The 23,225-nt window shown below is 68.6% G+C and carries 21 protein-coding genes and 1 pseudogene; 1 reads left to right on the forward strand and 21 read right to left on the reverse strand.

Translation table 11 applies throughout. The features are described from left to right. Positions 1-89: 89 nt before the first annotated feature. The 16 genes from lpxB to J2X41_RS09280 all read right to left on the reverse strand — a co-directional run bounded on the left by lpxB (position 90) and on the right by J2X41_RS09280 (position 15,907). Complete coding sequence (gene lpxB, locus J2X41_RS09205) at positions 90-1,289, reverse strand: lipid-A-disaccharide synthase (RefSeq protein WP_310081336.1); 1,200 nt, start codon at positions 1,287-1,289, stop codon at positions 90-92. Next, entirely contained in the window at positions 1,286-2,128 is an 843-nt protein-coding gene (locus J2X41_RS09210) for a UDP-2,3-diacylglucosamine diphosphatase (protein WP_310081338.1), read from the reverse strand. Before J2X41_RS09210 ends, lpxB begins: the two co-directional genes overlap by 4 nt. Positions 2,129-2,130: 2 nt before the next feature. Then, positions 2,131-2,925 carry an acyl-ACP--UDP-N-acetylglucosamine O-acyltransferase gene (gene lpxA, locus J2X41_RS09215; protein ID WP_310081340.1) on the reverse strand — a complete coding sequence of 265 codons (795 nt, stop codon included), beginning with the start codon at positions 2,923-2,925 and terminating at the stop codon, positions 2,131-2,133. Continuing rightward, the gene (fabZ, locus tag J2X41_RS09220; RefSeq protein ID WP_310081758.1) at positions 2,922-3,371 is read right to left on the reverse strand and encodes a 3-hydroxyacyl-ACP dehydratase FabZ; all 450 of its coding nucleotides are present in this window, start codon (positions 3,369-3,371) and stop codon (positions 2,922-2,924) included. The genes lpxA and fabZ overlap by 4 nt, the downstream gene beginning before the upstream one ends. 38 nt (positions 3,372-3,409) lie before the next feature. Beyond that, entirely contained in the window at positions 3,410-4,444 is a 1,035-nt protein-coding gene (gene lpxD / locus J2X41_RS09225; RefSeq protein WP_310081342.1) for a UDP-3-O-(3-hydroxymyristoyl)glucosamine N-acyltransferase, read from the reverse strand. A gap of 46 nt (positions 4,445-4,490) precedes the next feature. Beyond that, entirely contained in the window at positions 4,491-5,138 is a 648-nt protein-coding gene (locus tag J2X41_RS09230) for an OmpH family outer membrane protein (RefSeq protein ID WP_310081343.1), read from the reverse strand. A gap of 5 nt (positions 5,139-5,143) precedes the next feature. Beyond that, entirely contained in the window at positions 5,144-7,504 is a 2,361-nt protein-coding gene (gene bamA, locus J2X41_RS09235) for an outer membrane protein assembly factor BamA (protein ID WP_310081344.1), read from the reverse strand. Positions 7,505-7,532: 28 nt separating this feature from the next. After that, positions 7,533-8,717, reverse strand: coding sequence for a M50 family metallopeptidase (locus J2X41_RS09240; RefSeq protein ID WP_310081345.1), 1,185 nt, complete (start codon positions 8,715-8,717; stop codon positions 7,533-7,535). 41 nt (positions 8,718-8,758) lie between these two features. Then, positions 8,759-9,958 (reverse strand): 1-deoxy-D-xylulose-5-phosphate reductoisomerase, encoded by a 1,200-nt coding sequence (locus tag J2X41_RS09245; protein WP_310081347.1) that lies wholly within the window; start codon positions 9,956-9,958, stop codon positions 8,759-8,761. Then, entirely contained in the window at positions 9,955-10,803 is an 849-nt protein-coding gene (locus J2X41_RS09250; protein WP_310081348.1) for a phosphatidate cytidylyltransferase, read from the reverse strand. Before J2X41_RS09250 ends, J2X41_RS09245 begins: the two co-directional genes overlap by 4 nt. Then, the gene (gene uppS, locus J2X41_RS09255; protein ID WP_310081350.1) at positions 10,781-11,560 is read right to left on the reverse strand and encodes a polyprenyl diphosphate synthase; all 780 of its coding nucleotides are present in this window, start codon (positions 11,558-11,560) and stop codon (positions 10,781-10,783) included. Before uppS ends, J2X41_RS09250 begins: the two co-directional genes overlap by 23 nt. A gap of 44 nt (positions 11,561-11,604) precedes the next feature. Beyond that, positions 11,605-12,171, reverse strand: coding sequence for a ribosome recycling factor (frr, locus tag J2X41_RS09260; protein WP_310081352.1), 567 nt, complete (start codon positions 12,169-12,171; stop codon positions 11,605-11,607). A gap of 25 nt (positions 12,172-12,196) precedes the next feature. Beyond that, positions 12,197-12,934 (reverse strand): UMP kinase, encoded by a 738-nt coding sequence (gene pyrH / locus J2X41_RS09265; protein ID WP_310081354.1) that lies wholly within the window; start codon positions 12,932-12,934, stop codon positions 12,197-12,199. Positions 12,935-13,143: 209 nt separating this feature from the next. Next, positions 13,144-14,082: a translation elongation factor Ts gene (tsf, locus tag J2X41_RS09270; RefSeq protein ID WP_310081356.1), complete on the reverse strand. Its 939-nt coding sequence runs from the start codon at positions 14,080-14,082 to the stop codon at positions 13,144-13,146. A gap of 162 nt (positions 14,083-14,244) precedes the next feature. Continuing rightward, a complete protein-coding gene (gene rpsB / locus J2X41_RS09275; RefSeq protein WP_310081358.1) occupies positions 14,245-15,180 on the reverse strand; it encodes a 30S ribosomal protein S2 in 936 nt (311 codons plus the stop codon). A gap of 205 nt (positions 15,181-15,385) precedes the next feature. After that, positions 15,386-15,907: a GNAT family N-acetyltransferase gene (locus J2X41_RS09280; RefSeq protein ID WP_310081361.1), complete on the reverse strand. Its 522-nt coding sequence runs from the start codon at positions 15,905-15,907 to the stop codon at positions 15,386-15,388. Between the two features lie 189 nt (positions 15,908-16,096). On the opposite strand from J2X41_RS09280, the gene J2X41_RS09285 reads away from it, so the two are divergent. Further along, positions 16,097-16,747: a haloacid dehalogenase-like hydrolase gene (locus J2X41_RS09285; protein ID WP_310081363.1), complete on the forward strand. Its 651-nt coding sequence runs from the start codon at positions 16,097-16,099 to the stop codon at positions 16,745-16,747. A 979-nt stretch (positions 16,748-17,726) separates the two neighbouring features. Here J2X41_RS09285 and J2X41_RS09295 read toward each other — a convergent pair. The 5 genes and pseudogenes from J2X41_RS09295 to sidA all read right to left on the reverse strand — a co-directional run. Beyond that, a pseudogene (locus J2X41_RS09295) lies at positions 17,727-18,233 on the reverse strand (transposase); the annotation flags it as partial. A 220-nt stretch (positions 18,234-18,453) separates the two neighbouring features. Beyond that, positions 18,454-18,804 carry a GFA family protein gene (locus J2X41_RS09300; RefSeq protein ID WP_310081365.1) on the reverse strand — a complete coding sequence of 117 codons (351 nt, stop codon included), beginning with the start codon at positions 18,802-18,804 and terminating at the stop codon, positions 18,454-18,456. 186 nt (positions 18,805-18,990) lie between these two features. Next, entirely contained in the window at positions 18,991-19,305 is a 315-nt protein-coding gene (locus J2X41_RS09305) for a DUF5076 domain-containing protein (RefSeq protein WP_310081367.1), read from the reverse strand. A 262-nt stretch (positions 19,306-19,567) separates the two neighbouring features. Beyond that, positions 19,568-23,002 (reverse strand): DNA polymerase III subunit alpha, encoded by a 3,435-nt coding sequence (dnaE, locus tag J2X41_RS09310; RefSeq protein WP_310081370.1) that lies wholly within the window; start codon positions 23,000-23,002, stop codon positions 19,568-19,570. A 24-nt stretch (positions 23,003-23,026) separates the two neighbouring features. Then, a complete protein-coding gene (gene sidA, locus J2X41_RS09315; protein ID WP_035018457.1) occupies positions 23,027-23,116 on the reverse strand; it encodes a cell division inhibitor SidA in 90 nt (29 codons plus the stop codon). Positions 23,117-23,225 lie beyond the last annotated feature (109 nt).

The following is a 23,225-nucleotide window of genomic DNA, read 5'->3' on the forward strand; positions in this document are numbered from 1 at the left end:
GACGGGACGGTCGCCAGGCCCCCACCCTAGGCGAGAGCCGTGAAGCGGATCTTAAAGGCTTGCTTAACGTCTCGGCGCAGGCGCGGCGGCTAGACGATCCGCCCGCGCGCCCTCAGGAAGTCCAGCAGCGCCGAAGCGGCCGCTTCGGAGGGGTCGGGCATGCCGCGCCCCATCTTGTCCAGGGCGGCGTTCTGGGCGGCGACCTGGGCGGTGCGCAGGGCCGGGTCGTCCAGCCGCCGGGCGACCTCGGCGGCCAGGGACTGGCCGGTGCAGGCGTCCTGCAGCAGTTCGGGCGCGACCGTGTCGTCGGCGGCGATGTTGAACAGGGTCACCCAGCGCGGCTTGAACATCGATTTGAGCAGGGCGTAGGTGATCTTGCCGGTGACGTAGCCGACCACCATCGGGCAGCCGGCCAGGGCCAGCTCGGTGGTCACTGTGCCGCTGCAGGCCAGGGCGACCGTGCCGGCGACCATGGCGTCGTCCTTCAGCGCCTCGTCCTCGACGACATGGGCGCGGAACGGCCAGGCCGCGACCCGGGCCTTGACCGACTCCGCCACCGTCGAGGCGGCGGGCACGACGACGTGCAGGTCCGGCCGCTGGGCCTTGAGGCGGCGCACCGCGTCCTCGAACGGCGGCATGACCCGCTGGATCTCCGACGGCCGGCTGCCGGGCAGCACCAGCAGGATCGGCTCGCCGGGACGCGCGCCGATCGCGGCGCGCAGTCTGGCCGGGTCGGCGCGGCTGAAGTCGTGGGCCAGGGCCGAATTGCCGACGAAGACGTTGGCCAAGCCGGCGGCGTCGAAATACGGCTTGTCCATCGGCTGGATCGACAGCAACAGGTCCACCGCCCCGGCCAAATCCTTGGCGCGGCTTGCGTGATAGGCCCAGACCTGGGGGGCGACATACTTGACCAGCGGCAGGCCTGGGTCCTGTTTGCGCAGCGCCTTGGCCAGGCGGATGTTGAAGCCCCAGCTGTCGATCAGCACCGCCACGTCGGGCGTCTCGCGGGCCGCCAGGGCCAGGGTGTCCTTCAGCCGGGCCATGGCGCGCGGATAGGCCTTCAGGCTCTCGACGATGCCCAGGATCGACAGCTGGGCGATGTCGAATGGGCTCTGGATTCCCTCGGCCGCCATCTTGGCGCCGCCGACGCCGACGAAGCGCACCTTGTCGGCGCCGAGGCGCCGGCGCAGCACGCGGGCCAGCTTGGCGCCCAGGGCGTCGCCCGAGGCCTCGGCCGCCACCAGCATCACGGTCAGCGGCCCTGGTGTCGGCGGACCGCTGGGGCTCATGCGTCGGCCCGTGGTTCGACCCCGTACACGAACAGGCCCAGGTCGTCGGCGCAGGCGATCACCTGCTCGCGGTCGACGATCAGCAGGCGGCCGGCCTCGCCGACCACGCCGGCCAGACCGGCGCGGGCCGCGCGCTGGATGGTGGCCACGCCGATGGTGGGCAGGTCGACCCGGGTCTCCTGGATCGGCTTGGGGGCCTTGGCCAGCACGCCGCGCGGCGCCTCGGCGTTGCCGCGGATGGCGTGCGGCAGGTCGGCGACCCGGCGCAGCATGGCGTCAGTGCCCTCCTGGGCCTCGACCGCCAGGACCAGGCCGTTGCAGACCACCGCCCCCTGCCCCACGTCCAGCGCGCCGATGGCCCGCGCCACGTCCAGGGCCCGGTCCATGTCGGCGATATGGGCGTCCTTGGGGGCGTGCTTGCCCAGGGCGCCGCGCGGCAGGGTCATCTCGCCCCGCACCTCGTGGGCGCCCTCGATGGCGAAGCCTTCCTTCTCGAACTCGGCCAGCAGGCGGCGCAGCAGGGCGTCGTCGCCCTTGCGGGCGGCGCTGACCAGGGCCGGGATCACGGTCAGGCCGCGCAGGTCCGGCTTGATGGCCGAGAAATCCGGGCGCTCGACGACACCGGCGAAGCACACGGCCTCGCAGCCCTCGGCCCGCAGCGCCTTGAACACCTTGCCGAACTCGCCCAGCCCGACCTCGACGCCCGGATAGCGGGCCAGGACCGGCAGGGCGAACGACTTCAGCCGCATCACGGCGAACGGCCGGCCGGCCGCCTCGCAGTGCTGGGCCAGTTCCACCGGCAGGGAGCCGCCTCCCGCGATCAGACCAAGCTTGCGCATGGCTAGACCTCGCGCTCGGGCAGGCACAACGGCCTGTTGGCGTCGGCGCGGATGAAGTCGACGATCTCCATCACCTCGGGCGTCGCGGCGTGGGTCTCGGCCACGTCGTCCAGGCGCTCCTGGAAGGTGCCTTCGTCGGCGAACAGCAGGCGGTAGGCGGCGCGCAGGGCGTTGATGGCCTCGCGGCTGAAGCCCCGCCGCTTGAGGCCGACCAGGTTCAGGCCCTCCAGGTGGGCGTGGTTGCCCCACACCGAGCCGTACGGAATGATGTCCTTGGTCACCACCCCGCCGCCGCCGACGAACGAGTAGCGGCCGATGCGGGTGAACTGGTGGACGGCGCACAGGCCGCCCATGAACACGAAATCGCCGATCACCACGTGGCCGCCCAGGGTGGCGTTGTTGGCGAAGGTCACGCGGTCGCCGACCACGCAGTCGTGCGCCACGTGGGCGCCGACCATGTAGAGGCTGTCGGAGCCGACCGTGGTCACCCCGCCGCCGCCGACCGTGCCGGCGTGCATGGTGACATGCTCGCGGATGATGTTGCGCTCGCCGATCACCAGGCGGGTGTCCTCGCCCTTGTGGGCCAGGTGCTGCGGCGCGCCGCCCAGCACGGCGAAGGGATGGACGGCCGTGCCCGCGCCGACCTGGGTCGCGCCCTCGATCACCACGTGCGAGACCAGCCGCACGCCGTCGCCCAGCTGGACCTGGGGGCCCACGGTGCAGAAGGCGCCGATCTCGACGTCCTGGCCCAGCTTGGCGCCGGGCGAGACGATGGCGGTCGGGTGGATCTGGCTCATGCCTTGGGGGTCTCCACCACCATGGCCGCGAACTCGGCCTCGGCCGCAACCTTGTCGCCGACCTTGGCCACGCCCTTGAACTTGAAGATGCTGGAGCGAGCGCGGACCACCTCGACCTCCATGCGGATCACGTCGCCGGGCCGCACGGGATTGCGGAAGCGGGCGTTGTCGACCGACATGAAGAAGATGGTCTTGCCCTCGGTGTCGACCTCGAGCGACTTGCTCATCAGCACCGCGCCGGTCTGGGCCAGGGCCTCGATGATCAGCACGCCGGGCATCACCGGATTGCCCGGGAAGTGGCCCTGGAAGAACGGCTCGTTGATGGTCACGCACTTGATGCCGACGATCGACTGGTGCGGGCGATAGGCCTCGGCCCTGTCGACCAGCAGGAACGGGTAACGGTGCGGGATCCGCGCGAGGATCTCGGCGATGTCGATGGCGGCCATAGCCTCGCTGGCCTGGGGCTCTTCGGTCTTGGATTGGCTCATTCTAGCCCCTTGGTTCCCCGGCCGCCCGCCTTGCGCGACAGCCATGCGGTCTCGCGGAGCCACCGCTTCAGCGGTCGCGCCGGAAACCCAGTCCATGTTTCGCCGGCCGGCACGTCCTTGAAGACCGACGCCGAGGCGCCGATCTGGGCGCCCGCGCCGACCGTCAGGTGATCGGCCACGCCGGCCTTTCCGCCGAACGCGACCCCGTCGCCGACCACGGTGCTGCCGGAAATACCCGTGAAGGCGGCGGCGACGCAGTTACGACCCAGCCGGACGTTGTGGGCGACATGGACGAGATTGTCGATCTTGGTGTTCTCGCCGATGGTCGTATCGCCGAACGCGCCGCGGTCCACGCAGCTGTTGGCGCCGATCGTCACCCCGTCCTGCAGGATGACCCGGCCCAGCTGGGGCAGGTCGACGACGCCGCTGGGCCCGCCGGCCGCGCCGAATCCGGCTTCGCCGATCACCGCTCCGGCATGGATCGACACCCGGTCGCCGACCAGGGCGAAGCCGATCACGGCGTTGGCCCCGATCCGGCAGTCGCGGCCCACGGCCACGCCGGGTCCGATCGTCGCGCCCGGCGCCAGATAGGTCCCCCGGCCGATTCGCGCGCCCTGGCCGACGACCACGCCGGGAGACAGGGTCACGCCCTCCTCCAGGTGGCTGTCGGGATGGACGTGCTGCGCGCCGTCGTGGCGGCGGGGGGCGTGCAGCCGCCGCGCCGCCGCGGCCCAGGCGGCCTGCGGGTGGCTTGTCAGCAACAGGATGCGGGCGGCTTGCCCCTGCGCCTGGATTTGGGCGGCGTGTTCCGGACGCAGGAAGCAGGCCGCGCCCTCCAGGCCCGCCAGGTCGGCCAGGCGCCGAGGATCGGACAGAAAGGTGATGGCGCCCGCGCCGGCGCTCTCGAGCGGCGCGGCGTGCGAGATCAGGTGACGGCCGTCGGCCGGATCGGCCAGCCGAGCACCGCTCAGGCTGGCCAGTTCCGCGAGAGTCGCCGGACCCAGGTCTTCGAAAAAGCGCGGGTCCGGCATCGGTCCTCTCGGGAGCGGTCCGGGCACGACGCCCGAACCGACTCGACTACTTCTTGGGAGTCGTCGGCTGCAGAGCTTGAGCCCCCGGAGCCGCTTGGTCCAGACGTTCGCGATCGAAGGTCAGGGTCTTGATGCGGGCGTCGACGGCGGCGACGACCGCGTCGGTGATGTCCATGGCCGGGTTGCCCAGCAGCACCGACTCCCGCTCGATCAGGATCGAGCAGGTCTTGGCCTGGTAGGCCTGGCGGATGGCCGGGTCCAGTTCCTGATAGACGCGGGCCAGTTGCTTCTGCTCGGTGGCCTCGACTTCGCGCTGGCGCAGCTGGCCCTTACGCTGGAACGCGTTGCCGCGCACCTGCAGGGCGGCGCCCTGCTGTTCGAGCGCGCTTTGATCCAGGGTGGCTCGCTTGGCCTCGAACGCCTTGGCGTCGGTTTCCAGGCTGGTCCGCTCGGCGGTCAGTTCGGCGTTGACCTGCGAGATGATGGTCTTCAGGCGGGCGTCGACCGCCTTGCCCACCAGCGAGCGGGCGACGGCGCCCTGGCTCGAGAAGATGCAGACGCCGGCGATCGGCGCGCCGTGGGTGATCGGCGGCGCGGCCGGGGCCGTCGGAGGCGTGGCCTGGGCGAAGGCGCCCGACGCCGTGGCGAGAGCGGCCAGACCCGAAACGGTCGCGGCGAGGAACTTGGAGGTCATGCTTATTAAAACCTTGTGGAGGTGGAGAACCGGAAGGTCTCGGTCCTGTCGTAGTCATCTTTAGCGAGAATATGGCTGAAATCGAACGTGATGGGCCCCATGGGGGATTTCCAGTCGATGCTCAACCCCGCCGAAGCCCGCAGGCCCAGGTCGTCCTTGATGTTCTTGTTGATCTCGCCGCCCGCCGTCAGGCGGTCGACGTCGTCCAGCTGGCCGGCGGTACCGAAGTCGCTGAACAGGCGGGCCTTGATCCCGTACTGCTCGGGCAGGAAGGTCGGGACCGTCAGCTCGAACGTGCCGATGGCATATAGCTTGGCGCCCAGGGCGCTGCTCTGCGTCGTCGTGTCGCGCGGGCCGATACCCGCGATCTCGAAGCCGCGGAACGAGCTGCCGCCCTTGTAGAAGCGGTCGTTGATGCGGATGTTGTCGCCGCCCCAGCCTTCGATATAGCCCGCCGAACCGGTGGCGCTGAAGATGAAGTCCTTGTTGAAGCCCCAGTACCAGCCGGCGTCGGTCTCGGTCTTCAGATACTTGGTGTCGCCGCCGAAGCCGGCCAGATCCTGGCTCAGGTCGGCGAACCAGCCGCGCGTCGGCTGGATCGGGTCGTTGCGCTTGTCGAGCCGCAGGTTGTAGCCGAACAGCGAGGTTATGTACGAACCGCGCTGCAGGCAGAGGATGTCGGACACCGACCCGCTGGCGCAGAGATTGTCCGCGACGCTCACCTTGTCCTGGCGGAGCTGGTAGCGCAGGCCCATCGAGGCGTTCTGCGTCAGCGGGAAGCCCAGGCGCAGCGTGCCGCCGGTCGATTCCGTGTCGTAGGCGGCGTAGTCGCTGAGGTCGTAGCGATAGGAGTACAGGTCCAGGCCCGCGCGCAGGTCGCGGCCCAGGAAGCGCGGCTCGGTGAAGCCGAAGTCGATCTGCTGGCGCAGCGAGCCGACCGAGACGCGGGCCCGCAGATTCTGGCCGCGGCCGCGGAAGTTGCGCTCGGTGATGCCGACGTCCAGCACCAGCTTGTCGACCGAGCTGTAGCCGGCGCTGAACGACAGTTCGCCGGTCGGCTGCTCCTCGGTCTTGACCCGCAGGGTGGTGCGGTCCGGCTGGGCGCTCGGCACTTCCTCGATATCGACGTCCTTGAAGAAGCCCAGGGCCCGGACGCGGTTCTTCGAGCGGTCGACCAGCACGCGGTTGTAGGCGTCGCCCTCGGCCACTTCCAGTTCGCGGCGCACCACATAGTCCAGCGTGCGGGTGTTGCCGACGATGTCGATCCTGTCGACATAGACGCGCGGGCCTTCCCGCACCGAGAACACCACGTCCACGGTATTGGTCTCGTGGTTGGGCACGTAGCGCGGACGCACGTCCACGAAGGCGAAGCCGGCCGCGCCCGCCGCGAAGGTCAGGGCGTCGGTGGCCTGCTCGATCTTCTCGTCTTCGTACAGCTGACCGGCGCGGATCGGCAGGATCTGGGCCAGCAGGTTGCCGTCCAGCTTCTTCAGCTCGGTCTCGACGGTGACCTTGCCGAACTTGTACTTGGGGCCTTCATCGATCGTGTAGGTGACCGCGAAGCCGTTCTTGTCGGTGGCCAGTTCGGCGACCGAGGCCACGACGCGGAAGTCGAAATAGCCGCGGTTGCGGTAGAACTTGCGCAGCTGCTCGCGGTCGTACTCGATCCGGTCGGGATCGTAGTTGTCGTTACTGGTCAGGAACTTGTACCAGTGCGACTCCTTGGTGACGATGACGTCCTTCAGGTCGTTGTCCGAGTATTCGACGTTGCCCAGGAAGTTGACGCCCAGCACGCCACTCTTGGGACCTTCGTTGATCTCGAACACCAGGTCGACGCGCTTCTGCGGCAACTCGACCACCTTGGGCGTCACGGTCGCGGAGATGCGGCCCGAGCGGCGATAGAGCTCGATGATGCGCTGGACGTCGGCCTGGACCTTGGCGCGGGTGAAGATGCCGCGCGGACGGATCTGGACCTCGTCCTTCAGCTTGTCTTCCTTGAGCGCCGAGTTCCCCTCGAAGACCACCTGGTTGATGATCGGGTTCTCGACGACCTTGACGATCAGGTCGCCGCCCTGCAGCTCGATCTTCACGTCGGCGAACAGGTCGGTGCGGGCCAGGGTCTTCAGCGCCAGGTCGAGACGCTGGGGGTCGACCGTCTCGCCCGGCTGAATCGGCAGGTAGGACAGCACGGTCCCTTGCTCGATCCGCTCGTTGCCCTGCACCACGATGCGCTGCACCACGCCCGTGGCCTGGGCCTGGGCGAGGGCCGCCTGCGGCGCGGTCAGCGCCGTGGAACCGAGAAGAAGCGCAACGCCGGTGGCGAACGCGGCGCTATGGGCGCGAATTTTGTTCATGGGACCAATCATGGACGGACGGCCAGCTCACGAGAACAGGTCACGAGAACAGGCCGCCAATGAATTTGAACACGTCGTAGCGATGGAGATCGTTCCAGGCCGCGAACAGCATGAAACCAAGGATCAAGGCAAGCCCCGCTCTGAAGCCGGCCGCCTGGAACTCGGCCTTCAGCGGTCGCTTGGCGATCGCCTCGTAGGCGTACATCAGCAAATGGCCGCCATCGAGCACCGGTATGGGCAGCAGGTTCATGAAGCCGATGCTGACCGACAGGGTGGCGACCATGATCATCTGGCCGACGAAGAAGCGCAGCAGCAGCGTCTGGATGTCGGGCGCGTCGACCGTCGTGGCCGAGGCCATCGCGCCGACCGCGTGGCCGATGCCGATCACGCCGCTGATCTGGTCGGCCGAGATCTGGCCCGTGACCAGACGGCCAAGATAGAAGCCGATGGTGCTGATCTGGTCCCAGACCTGCACGGTGGCGTCGGGAATGGCGCGCCAGATCGTCGAACGGTAATGGTAGGGCTTGCTGACATTGCCCACGCCCAGCCGGCCGATCTTCATGCGGCCGTTGATCTTGTCCACCACCTCGACCTGGACCGGCGTGGCCACCAGATGCACGGTCTGGCCTCCACGCTCGACCGTGAAGTCGATGGGCAGGCGCGCCCGCAGGATGACGTAGCCGCTGAGCTCCTCGAAGGTCTTGATCCGGCGACCGTCGACCTTGGTGACCAGATCGCCCGGCTTGAACCCGGCCGCCGCCGCCGGGCCGTCGGCCGGAACGGTGTCGATTCTCGCCGGATGGCGATATTCGCCCAACGTCACAGCGAAGACGGCGAACACGGCGATCGCCAGCAGGAAATTGGCCACGGGACCGGCGACGGCGATGATCGCGCGCTGCCAGACGGGCTTGAAATGATAGTAGCGCGAAACGGCCGCCTCGCCTTCCCGGCTGGCGATCTCGCGCTTGAGGACGGCCAGGTCGCTGCCGTCGGGCACGCTTGCGGCGTTGTCGTCGCCTGAGAATCGCACATAGCCGCCCAGCGGGATCGCGGCGATCCGCCACTCGACGCCGGTCTTGTCGCGCCAGGCCACGATCTTGGGGCCAAAGCCGATCGAGAAGCAGTCGATCGCCACGCCACAGGCTCGCGCGGCCCAGAAATGGCCGAGTTCGTGCACTGTCACGACGACGGACAGCACGAACACGAACGCAAGAAGGCCCGTCAAAAACCCAATCATAAGGTGGCGCCCAACTCCCCGGTCAGTCTCTAGATACGGTTTTGGCCGACAACCTCGGCCGCAATGCGGCGAGCCGAAGCGTCGGTCATCATCGCGCTGTCGAGGGCGTCGCCGTGGCTGTCGGCGAGCTCGCCCAGGCCGTTCATGCGCTCAAGTGTCCCCGCCACCGCGCGGGCAATATCCAGAAAGCCGATCTGCCGGTCAAGGAAGGCCGCGACGGCCACCTCGTTGGCGGCGTTCATCGCGGCCGGCGCGCCCCCGCCCAGGCGCAGGGCCTCGCGGGCGATGGCGATCGACGGGAAGCGGTCCAGGTCCGGCGCCTCGAAGGTCAGCTGGCCGTAGGCGGCCAGGTCCAGGGGCTTGGCGGGCCAGGACAGGCGCTGGGGCCAGGAGAAGGCGCAGGAGATCGGGCTGCGCATGTCCGGCGGACCCAGCTGGGCCAGCGTCGAGCCGTCGGCGTATTCGACGAGGCTGTGGATCACGGACTGCGGGTGGATCACCACGTCGATGCGCTCTTGCGGGGTCTCGAACAGGTAGGACGCCTCGATCATCTCGAGACCCTTGTTCATCATCGTCGCGGAATCGACCGAAATCTTGGCGCCCATCGACCAGTTGGGATGGGCCACCGCCTGCTCCGGCGTGGCCTTGGCCATGGCGGCCTTGTCCCAAGTGCGGAAGGGGCCGCCCGAGGCCGTCAGGATCAGGCGCGATACCTGGTCGATACAGTCGCGCTGCAGCACCTGGAAGATCGCCGAATGCTCGGAATCGACGGGAATCACCGAGCCGCCGGCCTCGCGGGCGATGGCCAGCAAGGCCGGTCCGGCGCAGACCAGGCTTTCCTTGTTGGCCAGGGCGATGACCGCGCCCGTGCGGGCCGCGGCCAGGGTCGGGGCCAGCCCCGCCGCCCCGACGATGGCCGACATCACCCAGTCCGCGCCCATGGCGGCGGCCTCGGAGACCGCGGCGGCGCCGGCGGCGGCCCGCACGCCGGACCCGGCCAAGCGCTCGCGCAGCTGGGGCAGGCAGGTCTCGTCGTCGATGACCGCCACCTGGGGCCGCCAGCGCAGGGCCTGCTGCGCCAGCTTCTCGATGTTGCGGCCGGCGGTCAGGGCCAGGATCTCGACGTGGACGTCGGCCTGTTCGAACAGGTCCAGCGTCGAAACGCCGATGGACCCCGTCGACCCCAGCACCACGACCTTGCGGGCCTCGCCCGGGCGGGTGTGGGTCAAGGCAGCCACCCCCACTGGTCGAGCAGGCGCGCGCCGGCGACCACGATCGCCGCGAACATCAGGCCGTCGACGCGGTCCAGCATGCCGCCGTGGCCAGGGATCAGGTCGCCCGAATCCTTCACGCCGAACCGGCGCTTGAGGATGGATTCCCAGAGATCGCCGGTCATGGTGGCCAGGCCGCCCAGCAAGCCGATCGCCGCCGCCACGGGCCAGGCCAGGTGCAGGTCCGGCAAGGCGGGCAGCGCCCGGGACAGGGCGACGATGCCGACCGCGCCCAGCGAGGCGGCGACCAGTCCGCCGAAGAAGCCCGACCAGGTCTTGTTGGGCGAAAAGCGCGGCCACAGCTTGGGGCCCTTCAGCAGGCTGCCCGTCACGAAGGCGAAGATGTCGGCGAACCAGGTGACGGTGAACATCAGCAGGGTCCAGGACAGGCCCGCCTCCATCCGGCGCAGCCAGATCATCGCGATCACCGCCGGCGCGATATAGATCACGCCATAGGCCGCGTCGGCCCGCCGCTCGACCGCCCCCCGCGCCATCGACGCCGCGGCCAGGGCGCCAACCACGACGACCGGCCAGGTGATGTAGTAATGGCCGCGGAAAGCGACGATCACCGAGATCGCCACGGCCGCGCCGATCGCCAGGGCCACGCCCAGCACGGCCCGCCGGGCGCTCATCTCGGCCCACTCGCGGGCGAGCAGCGCGACGCCCACCAGGATCAGGCCCAGGTACCAGACATCGCCGAACCAGACGGCGGCCACGACCGTAGGCACCAGCACCGTGGCCGAGGCGACACGGATCCGCAGGTTGCTCCAGTTGAAACGCTTAGCCGGCGACGGCGACGTCATCGACGGCGATACCTCCATAGCGACGGTCGCGGCTGCGGTATTCCGTCAACGCGGCGGCCAGGTGTTCGGGCCCATAGTCCGGCCAAAGAACGTCCTGATACACGAGTTCGGCGTAGGCGCATTCCCAAAGCAGGAAATTGGAGATCCGCTGTTCGCCGCTGGTGCGCACGATGACGTCCGGCGCCGGCGCCCCAGCCGTCGACAGGCGCTGCTCGAACAGCGCCTCGTCCAGATCGGCCGCCCGGGCCTCGCCCCGTTCCACGGCCTCGGCGAAGGCGCGCGCGGCGTCGGCGATGTCGGCCCGGCCGCCATAGTTGAACGCCACCTGCAGCAGGAAGGCGTCGTTGTGGGCGGTGCGGCGCTCGGCGCGCTCGATGACATCCAGCACGTCGGGGGCCAGGCCCGTCCGGCGGCCGATGATCCGCACCTTCACGCCCTCGCGGGCCAGGCGCTCGAGGTCGGACTCCAGATAGGCCTTCAGCAGGCCCATCAGTTCCGACACCTCCTGCGGCGGACGGCTCCAGTTCTCGGTGGAAAAGCCGAACACCGTCATCACGCCCACGCCCAGGGGCGCGGCGCCCTCGACGGTCCGCTTCAGGGCGTTGACGCCAGCCCGATGGCCCAGGACGCGCGGCAGGTTGCGCCGCTTCGCCCAACGGCCGTTGCCGTCCATGATGATGGCCACATGCAGGGATTGGCCCGACTTGGCGCCCCCGGCGCGCGTCGAGACATCCTGCAGGCCGGTCGTCGGCGCCATGCGCTTCAGCCTTCCCTCATCTCCCCCCACAACGCAGGTCGATGCTAAACCTGCATGATCTCTTGTTCTTTGGTTTTCAAGGCCTCGTCGACCCGCTTGATGGCCTCGTCGGTCATCTTTTGGACCTCGGTTTCCATCTTTTTCAGCTCGTCTTCGCTGATGACGGAAGCCTTCTCGGCCTTCTTGAGGTCGTCGTTGGCGTCGCGACGGATGTTGCGGACCGCGACCTTTTGCTGCTCGGCGTACTTGCCGGCGATCTTCACCAGGTCCTTGCGGCGCTCCTCGGTCAGCGGCGGGATCGGGATGCGCAGGTTCTGGCCTTCCACGACCGGGTTCAGGCCCAGGCCCGAATTGCGGATCGCCTTCTCGACCGAGACGACGACGCCCTTGTCCCAGACGTTGACGTTGATCTGGCGCGGCTCGGGCACGCTGATCGAGGCCACCGCGTTCAGCGGGGTCGGCGAGCCGTAGGCCTCGACCATCACCTGGTCCAGCAGGCTGGCGGAGGCGCGGCCCGTGCGCAGGGAGGCGAACTCCTCCTTCAGGGCGACGACGGACTTGTCCATGCGGTCCTTGTAGCGGGACAGGACGGGTTTTTCGGCGGTGGCCATGGCTTGGGCTCTCTTCGCTGGGAAATTAAGCGGCGCGGTCGCCGGAAACGACGGTGTACGTTCCCTGGCCCTTCAGGACGTTCAGCAGGTTGCCGCGTCCCTTGATGGAGAAGACCACGATCGGGATGTTGTTGTCGCGCATCAGCGCCACGGCCGAGGCGTCCATGACCCGCAGGTCCTTGGCCAGCACGTCCATGTAGGTGAGCGTGTCGTAGCGCTTGGCGGCCAGATCCTTCTTGGGATCGGCGCTATAGATGCCGTCGACGCTGGTGCCCTTGAACAGGGCGTCGCACTGCATTTCGGCGGCGCGCAGGGCCGCGGCGGTGTCGGTGGTGAAGAACGGGTTGCCGGTGCCGGCGGCGAAGATCACCACCCTGCCCTTCTCCAGGTGCCGCTGGGCGCGGCGGCGGATATAGGGCTCGCAGACCGTGGCCATCGGGATGGCCGACTGCACGCGGGTGGACACGCCGATACGCTCCAGGGCGTCCTGCATGGCCAGGGCGTTCATGACCGTGGCCAGCATGCCCATGTAGTCGGCGCTGGAGCGTTCCATGCCCTTGGCCGCGCCGGCCATGCCGCGGAAGATGTTGCCGCCGCCGATCACCAGGCACAGCTCGACGCCGGACTGGACGATCTCGCGGATGTCCTCGGCCACCGATTCGACGGTCTTGGTGTCGATGCCGTAGGGCGTGTCGCCCATCAACACCTCGCCCGAAACCTTCAGAAGCACGCGGCGATAGGGTCTGTGCTGCGGTTCGGACATGCGGAGGCTCTTCCTGAGTCGTCGGGACGCAACATAGTGCGCGTTCCGGAAAAGTGGGATCGGTTTTCCGGGCTCAAACCGGCCAGATCGCGTGCAGGTGCGCGACCGGGGCGCAAAAAAGGCGCGGCGCGCGCTCGATGCGCGCCGCGCCTTTCATAGGCGGTCCCGTTCGCCGCCCCGCCAGAAGAGCGATGGGCGGCGAAAGAGGCTTAGGCTTGGCCGGCCATGGCGGCGACTTCGGCGGCGAAATCGCCTTCCGGAGCCTTTTCCACGCCTTCACCCAGGGCCAGGCGAACGAAGCCCTTCACGGTGAGCGGCGAGCCCAGTTCCTTGCCGGCTTCGGCGACCAGCTGCTCGACGGTCTGGTCCGGGTTCATGACGAAGGCCTGCTTCAGCAGCACGACTTCTTCCAGGAACTTGCGGATGCGGCCTTCGACCATCTTCTCGACCACGGCCGGGGGCTTGCCCGACTCCAGCGCCTGCGCGGTGAAGATCTGGCGCTCCTTCTCGATGGCGGCCTGGTCCAGGTCGTCCGGCGACAGCGACAGCGGGGCGGTGGCGGCCACGTGCATGGCGATCTTGCGGCCCAGCTCCAGGATCTTGGCCTGGTCGCCGGCGCCTTCGATGGCCACCAGCACGCCGATGCGGCCCAGGTCCGGGGCGGTCGCGTTGTGGATGTAGGACGACACCGCGCCTTGGGCGACGGTGAACTTGGCCGCGCGGCGCAGGACCATGTTCTCGCCGATGGTGGCGATCAGGTTGGTCAGCGTATCGGCCACGACGTCGCCGTCGGCGGTCTTGGCCGCGTTGATGGCGTCCACGCCGTCGTTGTCCAGGCCGACGGCCGCGATCTTGCGGACGGCGTTCTGGAACAGGTCGTTACGGCCCAGGAAGTCGGTCTCGGCGTTCACTTCCACAGCGGCGGCGGTCATGCCGGCGCCGTCGTTGCGGACGGCGATGCCGACCAGGCCTTCAGCGGCGACGCGGTCGGCCTTCTTGGCGGCCTTGGACAGGCCCTTCTCGCGCAGCCAGTCGATGGACGCGTCGATGTCGCCGTTGTTCTCGACCAGGGCCTTCTTGCAGTCCATCATGCCGACGCCGGACTTTTCGCGCAGCTCTTTCACCAGCGCAGCGGTCACTTCAGCCATGAGTTCCTCCATTAAACGTCAGAGCGCTTCCAACCGCGACCAAGACCGGTTCGGCGGGAGAAACGCGTGAAACAAAATTACGACCGGGCTTGATAGCCCGGTCGCATGTCAGGTTCACGAAGACCGGATCGAGACCGAAATCCCGATCCGGCGATCGGAAAATCAGCTCGCGGCCGGCTCTTCGGCGACGGCTTCGATCGCTTCGGCGGTCGCTTCTTGAGCGGCTTCCGGAGCGGCTTCGACGGCGGCCGGAGCAGCGGCGGCTTCGAACGCCGCTTCCTGCTCGGCCACTTCGGCGGCGGCGACTTCCGGAGCGGCGGCTTCAGCCACCGGTTCCGGGGTCAGTTCGCGCGCCAGGGTCGGCTCGATCGGGGCCACCGAAGCGCCCAGGTCGACGCCCGAGGCGGCTTGGCCGGCGGCCAGGCCGTCCAGCACCGCGTCGGCGATCAGGTCGCAGTACAGCTGCAGGGCGCGGGCGGCGTCGTCATTGCCCGGGATCGGATAGGTGATGCCGTCCGGATCGCAGTTGGTGTCGAGGATGGCGACGACCGGGATGTTCAGCTTGCGGGCTTCCAGGATCGCGATCGCTTCCTTGTTGGTGTCGATCACGAACATGATGTCGGGGATGCCGCCCATGTCCTTGATGCCGCCCAGCGACAGTTCCAGCTTGTCGCGCTCGCGGGTCAGCTGCAGCAGTTCCTTCTTGGAACGGCCCGAGCCGTCGCCGCCCAGCACGCCTTCGAGTTCGCGCAGGCGCGCGATCGAGCCCGAGACGGTGCGCCAGTTGGTCAGGGTGCCGCCCAGCCAGCGGTGGTTGACATAGTACTGGGCGCAGCGCTTGGCGGCCGTGGCGACCGGGTCGCTGGCCTGACGCTTGGTGCCGACGAACAGCACGCGGCCGCCGGCGGCGGCGACTTCACGCACCTTCACCAGGGCCTGGTGCAGGAGCGGGATCGACTGCGACAGGTCGATGATGTGGATGTTCGAACGCGAACCAAAGATGTAGCGGTCCATCTTCGGGTTCCAGCGGTGCGTCTGGTGGCCGAAGTGGGCGCCAGCTTCCAAGAGCTGACGCATGGAGAATTCGGGAAGCGCCATGATAGGTCTCCTTCTTCCGGTTGAACCTCCGTGGACACCCCCGCTCCGACGATTCGGACCGGGACCGGAACGGTAACGACGGGATGTCTCCCCGGCGTCGCCGCACGTCCACGTGTGGAATGGCGCGGCAGATAGGCGCGAACGGACCAAAAAGCAAGCCCTTAGACGCCTGAACCTTGCCCGTCGGGCCGCCGGTCCGGCAAGCTCATGCCGCCGTCGCGTCTCCCATCGGCCGGTTCAGGCGGTAGAGCGCGCAAGGTTCTCCCGCATGGACCACCTCGCGCTCGAACGCGAACCTCGCCCGCTCCAGCACCCGGCGCGAGGCGCCATGGTCGATCATGACCACTCCGACCAGGGACGGCAGGGCCAGTCGTTCCAGGGCGTGCTCGACCAGCCTCTCCGTGATCTCGCCGGCATATCCCTGACCCCAGGCGCCGCGCGCCAGGGCGTAGGCGATCTCGATCTCCGGAACGCGTTCCACCGTCAACGGCCGGATCCCGGCGCGGCCCACGAAGGCGCCGTCGGGCTTGCGCCAGATCCACGGTCCGAAGCCATGGCGATCCCAATGGGCCAGATTGGCCGCCAGATAGGCGCCTGTCGCCTCCGCGGACCGGATGCCGCCCAGATAGCGCGAGACGTCCGGATCCAGATGCAGGGCGACCAGGTCGGGCAGATCCCGCTGGTCCAGGCGCTCGGCGATCAAGCGGGCGGTCACGAGACGGTCCATCGGGCGGCATCTTCTTCGCATGGCGCCTTTGATCGGCGCAGGGATCGGCGCAGGCCCACAAATGAACCCGATCCGTCCACAGGCGAACCGCAATCGTCATGCGTTTCTGACACAGAGATCGTGTCTGATGGGCGGGTCCGTCGGCTGGGTGGGAGCCGCTTGGCCGGCCGTGACGGGTAGAGGTGGCTCATGCTCGCGGTGTTCGATCTGGACGGCACGCTGCTGGACGGCGATTCCACGGCGCTGTGGCTGTGGGACCGGGCTTGCCGCTCGGTTCCCCGCCTGCTGGCCACGCTGCTGGTCGCGCCGGTCGCCGTCCCGATGGTGATCGCGCCGCGCACCCGGCAGGCCGGAGCCTCGATCCTGCTGTGGATCGCCACGGTCGGACTGGACGAGCGGGCGCTGCGGGACTCGTGCGCCGATTTCGCCGCCCGTTTCCACACCAACGCCCTGCCCCTTCGCTGGCGCGGCCAGGGGGTCGAGACCCTCGACGCCCACCTCGCCGGCGGCGACGAGGTCGTCGTCGTCACCGCCGCCCCGACTCTCCTGGCCCAGGCCCTGATCGCCCCCCTGGGCCGGCCGATCATCGTGCTGGGCACCTCGCTCAAGCGCCGGGCCGGCGGCTGGGTCGCCGACGTCCATTGCCGCCATCAGCGCAAGTGCCAGGCCCTGGCCGAGGCGGGCCATGGTCCGCGCTGGGCCTATGCCTATACCGACAGCCTCGACGATTTGCCGCTGCTGCGCGGGGCCGACGCGCCGATGATCGTCGGCCGCGGCAAGGCCGCCAAGCGCCGCCTCGGCCGCGCCGGCCTGGCCAACGGCCGCGCCAGCGCCTGGTAGGAGGCTCCCTGCCCGCGCCTGGCGCCTGGTTCCGATCACATCCGAGAAGCCCCATCCGAGTGGTCTACAGCGCCGACCTGGCGGCTCCCGAAGCCCCTGCTCCGCCGACAAGGCGTTTCGGATCGCCAACGTCTCGGCTGGGTTTGCGAGCCTGGTGGTTCGGCGCGGGCGCGAGAGTGCAAGCCAGGCGGCGGCGGCGATCGGCGACCAAGACGCGCGTCGGGCGCGCGGCTTGGCCGAAACCGGTTTCGAGGCCGGGTGGCCGACCCCACGGATCGCAGCTCTGCGCACGGCCCGAAGGCCTGCGGTCATGATCGACAGCTGGACACAGGGTTGGTCGCACGCGGCACGCTTTGTTCCCAGCGCCAAGGCCTTCGAGATCCGCGCCCTATCCATCCGCGGTCAGCCAGAGCAAGTCGCGCGATACAGGACCGCGCGACTTGCTCTAGACTTTTGTTTTCGCATCGCTTTTGCGGAAAACCGGCGCCCACTTTTCCGCGCGGTGCTTTAGTGGAGACGCAGCCAGCGAGAAGACCCGTCTCAAGCAGGCTCTGGACGAGGCCGTCGCCGACAGCCGCCGACGGGACCGCGTTGTCGTCCAGGACGGCCCCGGATCGAGGTCGGGCTCCAGGCGAAGCCGCGGGGTCCACGGACCCGCGCGGCCCTGCTGCAGACCATCCCCGACGTGGGTTCTGGTGTCGTGCGCCTCTGCTGACCGATCCGCCGCCCGGGGCGCCTGGATCGCAACGCCTTCGCCTACCTGAGGCCTGGGCTCCACCTGGACCAGAGCGGGGTGCGGGCTGGGCACGCAGCGATCGGCGGCGGCCAGCTCCGGGTCGCGCCGCCCCTCCATGGATCGCGCGGGCCTGGTCAGCCGATCCGCTCCATCCTGACCGCCGGACATCGCGGCGACGCGCTCAAAGTCGGCGTCTTGATCGAGGGACTGTCCACCCGGCTCGTCATGGCCGACACCGCCTATGACGGCGTCCTTGTCGGCGACGGTTTGGCGCAAAGGTTCGGTGTCGTGCGCGGTGTCGGCCATGACGCGGGCGGCTCGCGATCAAGGCGGCCGCCCGTGGCGCGTCGCCCTTCGATCCTGGGCCGGAATGAAGCGCACCGATTTGGCCCAGGCCGCGTACGGCCACGTGGACCTTGGTGCTCGGCCCCCGCAAGAGCCTCCAGGCCTGGTCTTCAGCTCCCCTTTTGGGCTCCGCTGGCGCGCAGTGGGCGCGGACGATGGTGGAGTCGACGATTGGGGACTCGAAGTCCGGATCATCGGACATCGCCTCGGAAATCCGCCGCCATACGCCCTTCTGGCTCCCTGCGGCTGAACCAGTGGAAGGCGCCGTTCCAGTCGCCGAACGCCTCGGAAGGTCGCGCCAGGGCGAGCCGGTGCGCACGATCCTAGGGCGTCCTCCACGAACGTCCCGTTGTCACGACCCGTCGAGCCTTTCCGATCAAGGCGACCAATGATCAGCCCCGCCATCCGTCACCAACGGGCGTGGCCCAACTCCAAACGATCCATCACGCTCAAGACCGCCTCCTCAAAGGCGGTCCTGAATCTTGATCCACGCTCGGCGGAACTCCTTGGGAGTCCACGGCGCCTAGAGCATCGCGCGGAAAAGTGGACGCCGGTTTTCCGCCGAAGCGATGTGAAAACAAAAGTCTAGAGCAAGCGGCGCGATCCCTATATCGCGCCACTTGCTCTAGCGCGATTTGCCGTCGAACCGGTGCGGTTCCAGGGCGAAGACGTCCACCTCGTCCAGGCAGCGGACGTTGATCGCCGCCATCTCGGTCCCGTCCGGCCCGACGCCGCGGCCGAAGGACTGGACGCCGCAGGTCCGGCAGAACAGGTGCGCGATCTTGTGGGTGTTGAAGCGGTACTCGGTCAGGGCGTCCTGGCCCTGCTTCAGCTCGAACGCCGAGGCCGGCGCGAAGGCCAGCACCGATCCCAGCTTGCCGCATCGCGAGCAGTTGCAGGTGATCAGGTTGTCCAGTGCGACCTCGACCGCGTAGCGCACCGCGCCGCACTGGCAGCCGCCTTCATGTCTGGCCATGGGTTTTCTCCTTCTCTCAGATTCAATCGACCGGCGCGCCGTTGGCGGCCGACCGCCGACACGACCGTCGACGCGGCGGCTTGCGAGACGCCAGCGCCGGCGACCAAGGTCACCGGAAGTCGCCCCGCGGGCCCGAAGCATCGGCTCGCCACCGGCCATCGGGCTGAGGAACCGCGTTGCGCGACATCAAACCGCCTCGCGCCCACGCCCGCCTGTCCGTTCGGACGAGGGTTCGGCCGCTTCATCGTTGAAGCGCTCGACCAGCGCGTCCAGCAGGTCCGCGCGGGATCCCAGGCCTTCGGCGCTCAGCGCATCGGCGACGTGTCCGGCCAGGTCGGCCAGAATGATCCCCCAGGCGGCCGTTTCCCGGTCGATCCCGTCCGCCGCATAGAGACCCACTCTCAGAGAGCAATGCAGCCCTTGTTCGGCGATCCACACGCGGGCCAGTTCCAGCGCGTTCGCATCGCGAACCGCCGCCGGCGGAATTCCAAGCGCGTCCATCCTGCCTCCAAGCCCAAGCGGCCCAAGATCAAGTCACCGGACGGTCGTGAGGGTCGATGCCGACGCGCCCTCACGCTCCAAAATCTACACGCCGGTCGCCGACGACGGACGGCGCGCCCTCGCCGAAGCACTTCCGAGCCGAGCGGCCCTCGTTCGCGCGAAGAACGTCCAGTGACAAAAACCCGGAGGTCCGCCCTGACGCCGTCAGGATGGAAAAATGCTCCGGCCTTGTCCGCGCGCCTGCCGGCGCGCGCCTTCCCCGTCATACATCCTCCAGCAGCGCCACGCCGGGCGCGGTCTTCAGGGCTCCGCGCAGGGCGGCGTCCAAGGTATAGCGGCCCGGCAGCTTCATCTCGATCTCGCGGCCGCCGCCCAGGGCGGCGATCAGGCTGATCTCGCCGCCGCGCGGCGAGGCGGCCGGCTCGAGCCGCTTCCTCAAGGCCTCGATTTCGGTGGCCGAGGGCGACAGGTGCAGGCGCAGGCCCGCCACCATGTTCTCGATGGCCTTCTCGATCGGCTCGGCGTCGTCCCCGAAGAACCGCACCTCGCCGTCGCGGGCCTTGGCGCGGACCTTGATCGACACCGCCTTGCCCGGCTCCAGCACCTCGCGGCACTTGCGCAGGGCCTCGGGCGGGAACAACACCTCGTATTCGCCGCTGGGATCCGACAGCGAGACGAAGGCGAAGCGCTCGCCGCTCTGCGAGGCGCGCTCCTGGCGGCGGCGGACCACGCCGCACATGCGAAAGGCCTCCATGCCGGCTTCGGCGCGCGGGATGACCTCGGTCAGCATGGCCGTGCGGCGGCGGCGCAGCACCCCGACCATGTCGTCCAGCGGGTGGCCGGTCAGGTAGAAGCCGACGGCGGCCAGCTCCTCGTCCAGCAGGTCGACCTGGCTCCAGGGTTCGGTCTTCTTCAGGCGCGGCCGGCCGGCCGCCGGGTCGCCGCCGAACAGGGCGTGCTGGCCGCCCTGGCGATCGGCGGCGATGCTCTGGCCGTGGGCGATCAGCACGTCGGCCGAGGCGAAGATCTGGGCGCGGTTCTTGTGGATGGAGTCGAAGGCCCCGGCCCGGGCCAGGTTCTCGATCGCCCGCTTGTTGACCAGCTTGGGATCGACCCGCTCGACGAAGTCGAAGATGTCGCGGAACGGCCCGCCCTCCTCGCGGATGGCCACCAGGTGCTTCATGGCCTCCAGCCCGACGTTGCGCACCGCGCCCAGGGCGTACAGCACCTCGCCGTTCTCGACCTCGAAGTCGGCGCCCGAGCGGTTGACGTCCGGCGGCCGCACGGTGATGTCGAAGCGCCGGGCGTCCTGGTGGAAGACCGCCAGCTTGTCGGTGTTCGAAAGATCCAGGCTCATCGACGCGGCCAGGAACTCGACCGGCGTATTGGCCTTCAGCCAGGCCGTCTGGTAGGCGATCAGGGCGTAGGCGGCGGCGTGCGACTTGTTGAAGCCGTAGCCGGCGAACTTGGCCACCAGTTCGAAGATCGAGCCGGACTGCTCCTCGGGGACGTTCTTTTCCTTGGCCCCGGCGACGAAACGGATCTTCTGGAGATCCATTTCCTCCTTCTTCTTCTTGCCCATGGCCCGGCGCAGGAGGTCGGCTTCGCCCAGGCTGTAGCCGGCCAGGATCTGGGCGATCTGCATCACCTGTTCCTGGTAGACGATGACGCCGTAGGTCTCCTTCAGCACCACCTCCAGCGAGGGATGCAGGTTGTCGACGGGCTTTCGGCCGAACTTGCAGTCGACGAAGGTGTCGATGTTGTCCATCGGCCCTGGGCGGTACAGCGAGATCAGCGCGGTGATCTCCTCGATCGAGCCGCAGCGCATCTTGCGCAGGGTGTCGCGCATGCCCTGGCTTTCCAGCTGGAACACGCCGACCGTCTGGCCGGAGGCGAGCAGCTCGTAGGTCTTGGTGTCGTCGAAGGGCAGCTTGCCCAGATCGATGATCTCGCCGCGCTTCTTCAGGTGCTTGACCGCCCGGTCCAGGACCGTGAGGGTCTTCAGGCCCAGAAAGTCGAACTTCACCAGGCCGGCGCTTTCGACCCACTTCATGTTGAATTGGGTGGCCGGCAGGTCCGAGCGCGGGTCCTTGTAGAGCGGCGTCAGCTGGGTCAGGGGCCGGTCGCCGATCACCACGCCTGCGGCGTGGGTCGAGGCGTTGCGGAACAGGCCCTCCAGCTGCAGGGCCACGTCCAGGCAGGCCTTGACGTTGCCGTCCTCGTCGCGGGCCTGCTTGAGGCGCGGCTCGATGTCGATGGCCTGGGCCAGGGTCACCGGCGCGGCCGGGTTGTTGGGCACCATCTTGCAGAGCCGGTCGACCAGGCCCAGCGGCAGCTGCATCACCCGGCCGACGTCGCGCAGCACGGCGCGGGCCTGCAGCGAGCCGAAGGTGATGATCTGGGCCACGCGGTCGCGGCCGTACTTCTCCTGCACGTAGGAGATCACCTCTTCGCGGCGCTCCTGACAGAAGTCGATGTCGAAGTCGGGCATCGACACCCGCTCCGGATTGAGGAAGCGCTCGAACAGCAGGCCGAAGCGCAGCGGGTCCAGGTCGGTGATGGTCAGCACCCAGGCGACCAGCGACCCGGCGCCCGAACCCCGGCCCGGGCCGACGGGAATGCCGTGCTCCTTGGCCCACTTGATGAAGTCCGACACGATCAGGAAGTAGCCGGGGAAGCCCATCTTGATGATGATCGACAGCTCGAAATCCAGCCGGTCCCAGTAGACCTGCTCGTCGACGGCCAGCTTGTCCAAGGCGGCCAGGCGCATCTTCAGGCCTTCCTTGGCCTGGTGGGTCAGTTCCTCGGGTTCGCTGCGGCCGTCGCCGGTGGGGAAGCTGGGCAGGATCGGGTCGCGCTTGTGGACCATGAAGGCGCAGCGGCGGGCGATGTCGAGGGTGTTGTCGCAGGCTTCCGGCAGGTCGGCGAACAGCTTGCGCATGTCCTCGGCCGGCTTGAACCAGTGCTCGGGCGTCACGCGCCGCCGCTCGTCCTGGCCGACGAAGGCGCCGTCGGAAATGCACAGCAGGGCGTCGTGGGCGTCGTACAGGCTGGGCTTGGCGTAGTAGACGTCGTTGGTGGCGACCAGCGGCGCGTCGTGCTCATAGGCCCAATGGACCAGGCCCGGCTCGGCGGCGGCCTGGCGCGGCAGGCCGTGGCGCTGCAGCTCGACATAGAAGCGGTCGGCGAACACCCGCTGCATTTCCGCCAGGGCGGCCTCGCCCTCGGCGGTCTTGCCGGCGGCCAGCAGGGCGTCGACCGGACCGTCCGTGCCGCCCGACAGCAGGATCAGCCCCTCGGCGTGCTGGACCACCTTGGCCCAGGGCACGACTGGCTCGGCCATCTCGCCGCTTTCCAGATAGGCCAGGGACGACAGTTCCGAGAGGTTCAGATAACCCCGCTCGTTCTGGACCAGCAAGGTGATGGTCGGGGTGCGGGCCCAGCGCTCGGTCGGCCCCGCCCCGATCCCGGACACCGCCAGGGCGCAGCCGATGATCGGCTGGACCCCGTAGTCCTTGGAATAGACGGAATATTCCAGCGCCCCGAACAGGTTGTTGCGGTCCACCAGCCCCGCCGCCGGCATGCCGGCGGCGGCGGCCATGCCGGGGATCTTGTCGGCCTTGATGGCGCCTTCCAGCAGCGAATAGGCCGAGCGCACGCGAAGGTGGACGAAACCCTGACCTTCATTGCCCGACATCACCGCACCTCATGCTTCCGCGACTCAGGCCACCAATTGGGCGACCTGGCACATCATCCAGACGAAGCTCGCGACAGATACAAGCGCCAAAGACTCACGCGCGATACGGACCATGGGAACCCTCCTGCGGTCGTTGCTTGTTTGTTCTATATTCCACTTTTGTTCTCGCCCGCAAGAGACCCTTGTTCGATTGCGCGCTTTTTTGTCGCGCGGCCCGCGCGGA

It is taken from the genome of Caulobacter sp. BE254 (assembly GCF_031457295.1).
In the GTDB taxonomy this organism is placed as follows: domain Bacteria; phylum Pseudomonadota; class Alphaproteobacteria; order Caulobacterales; family Caulobacteraceae; genus Caulobacter.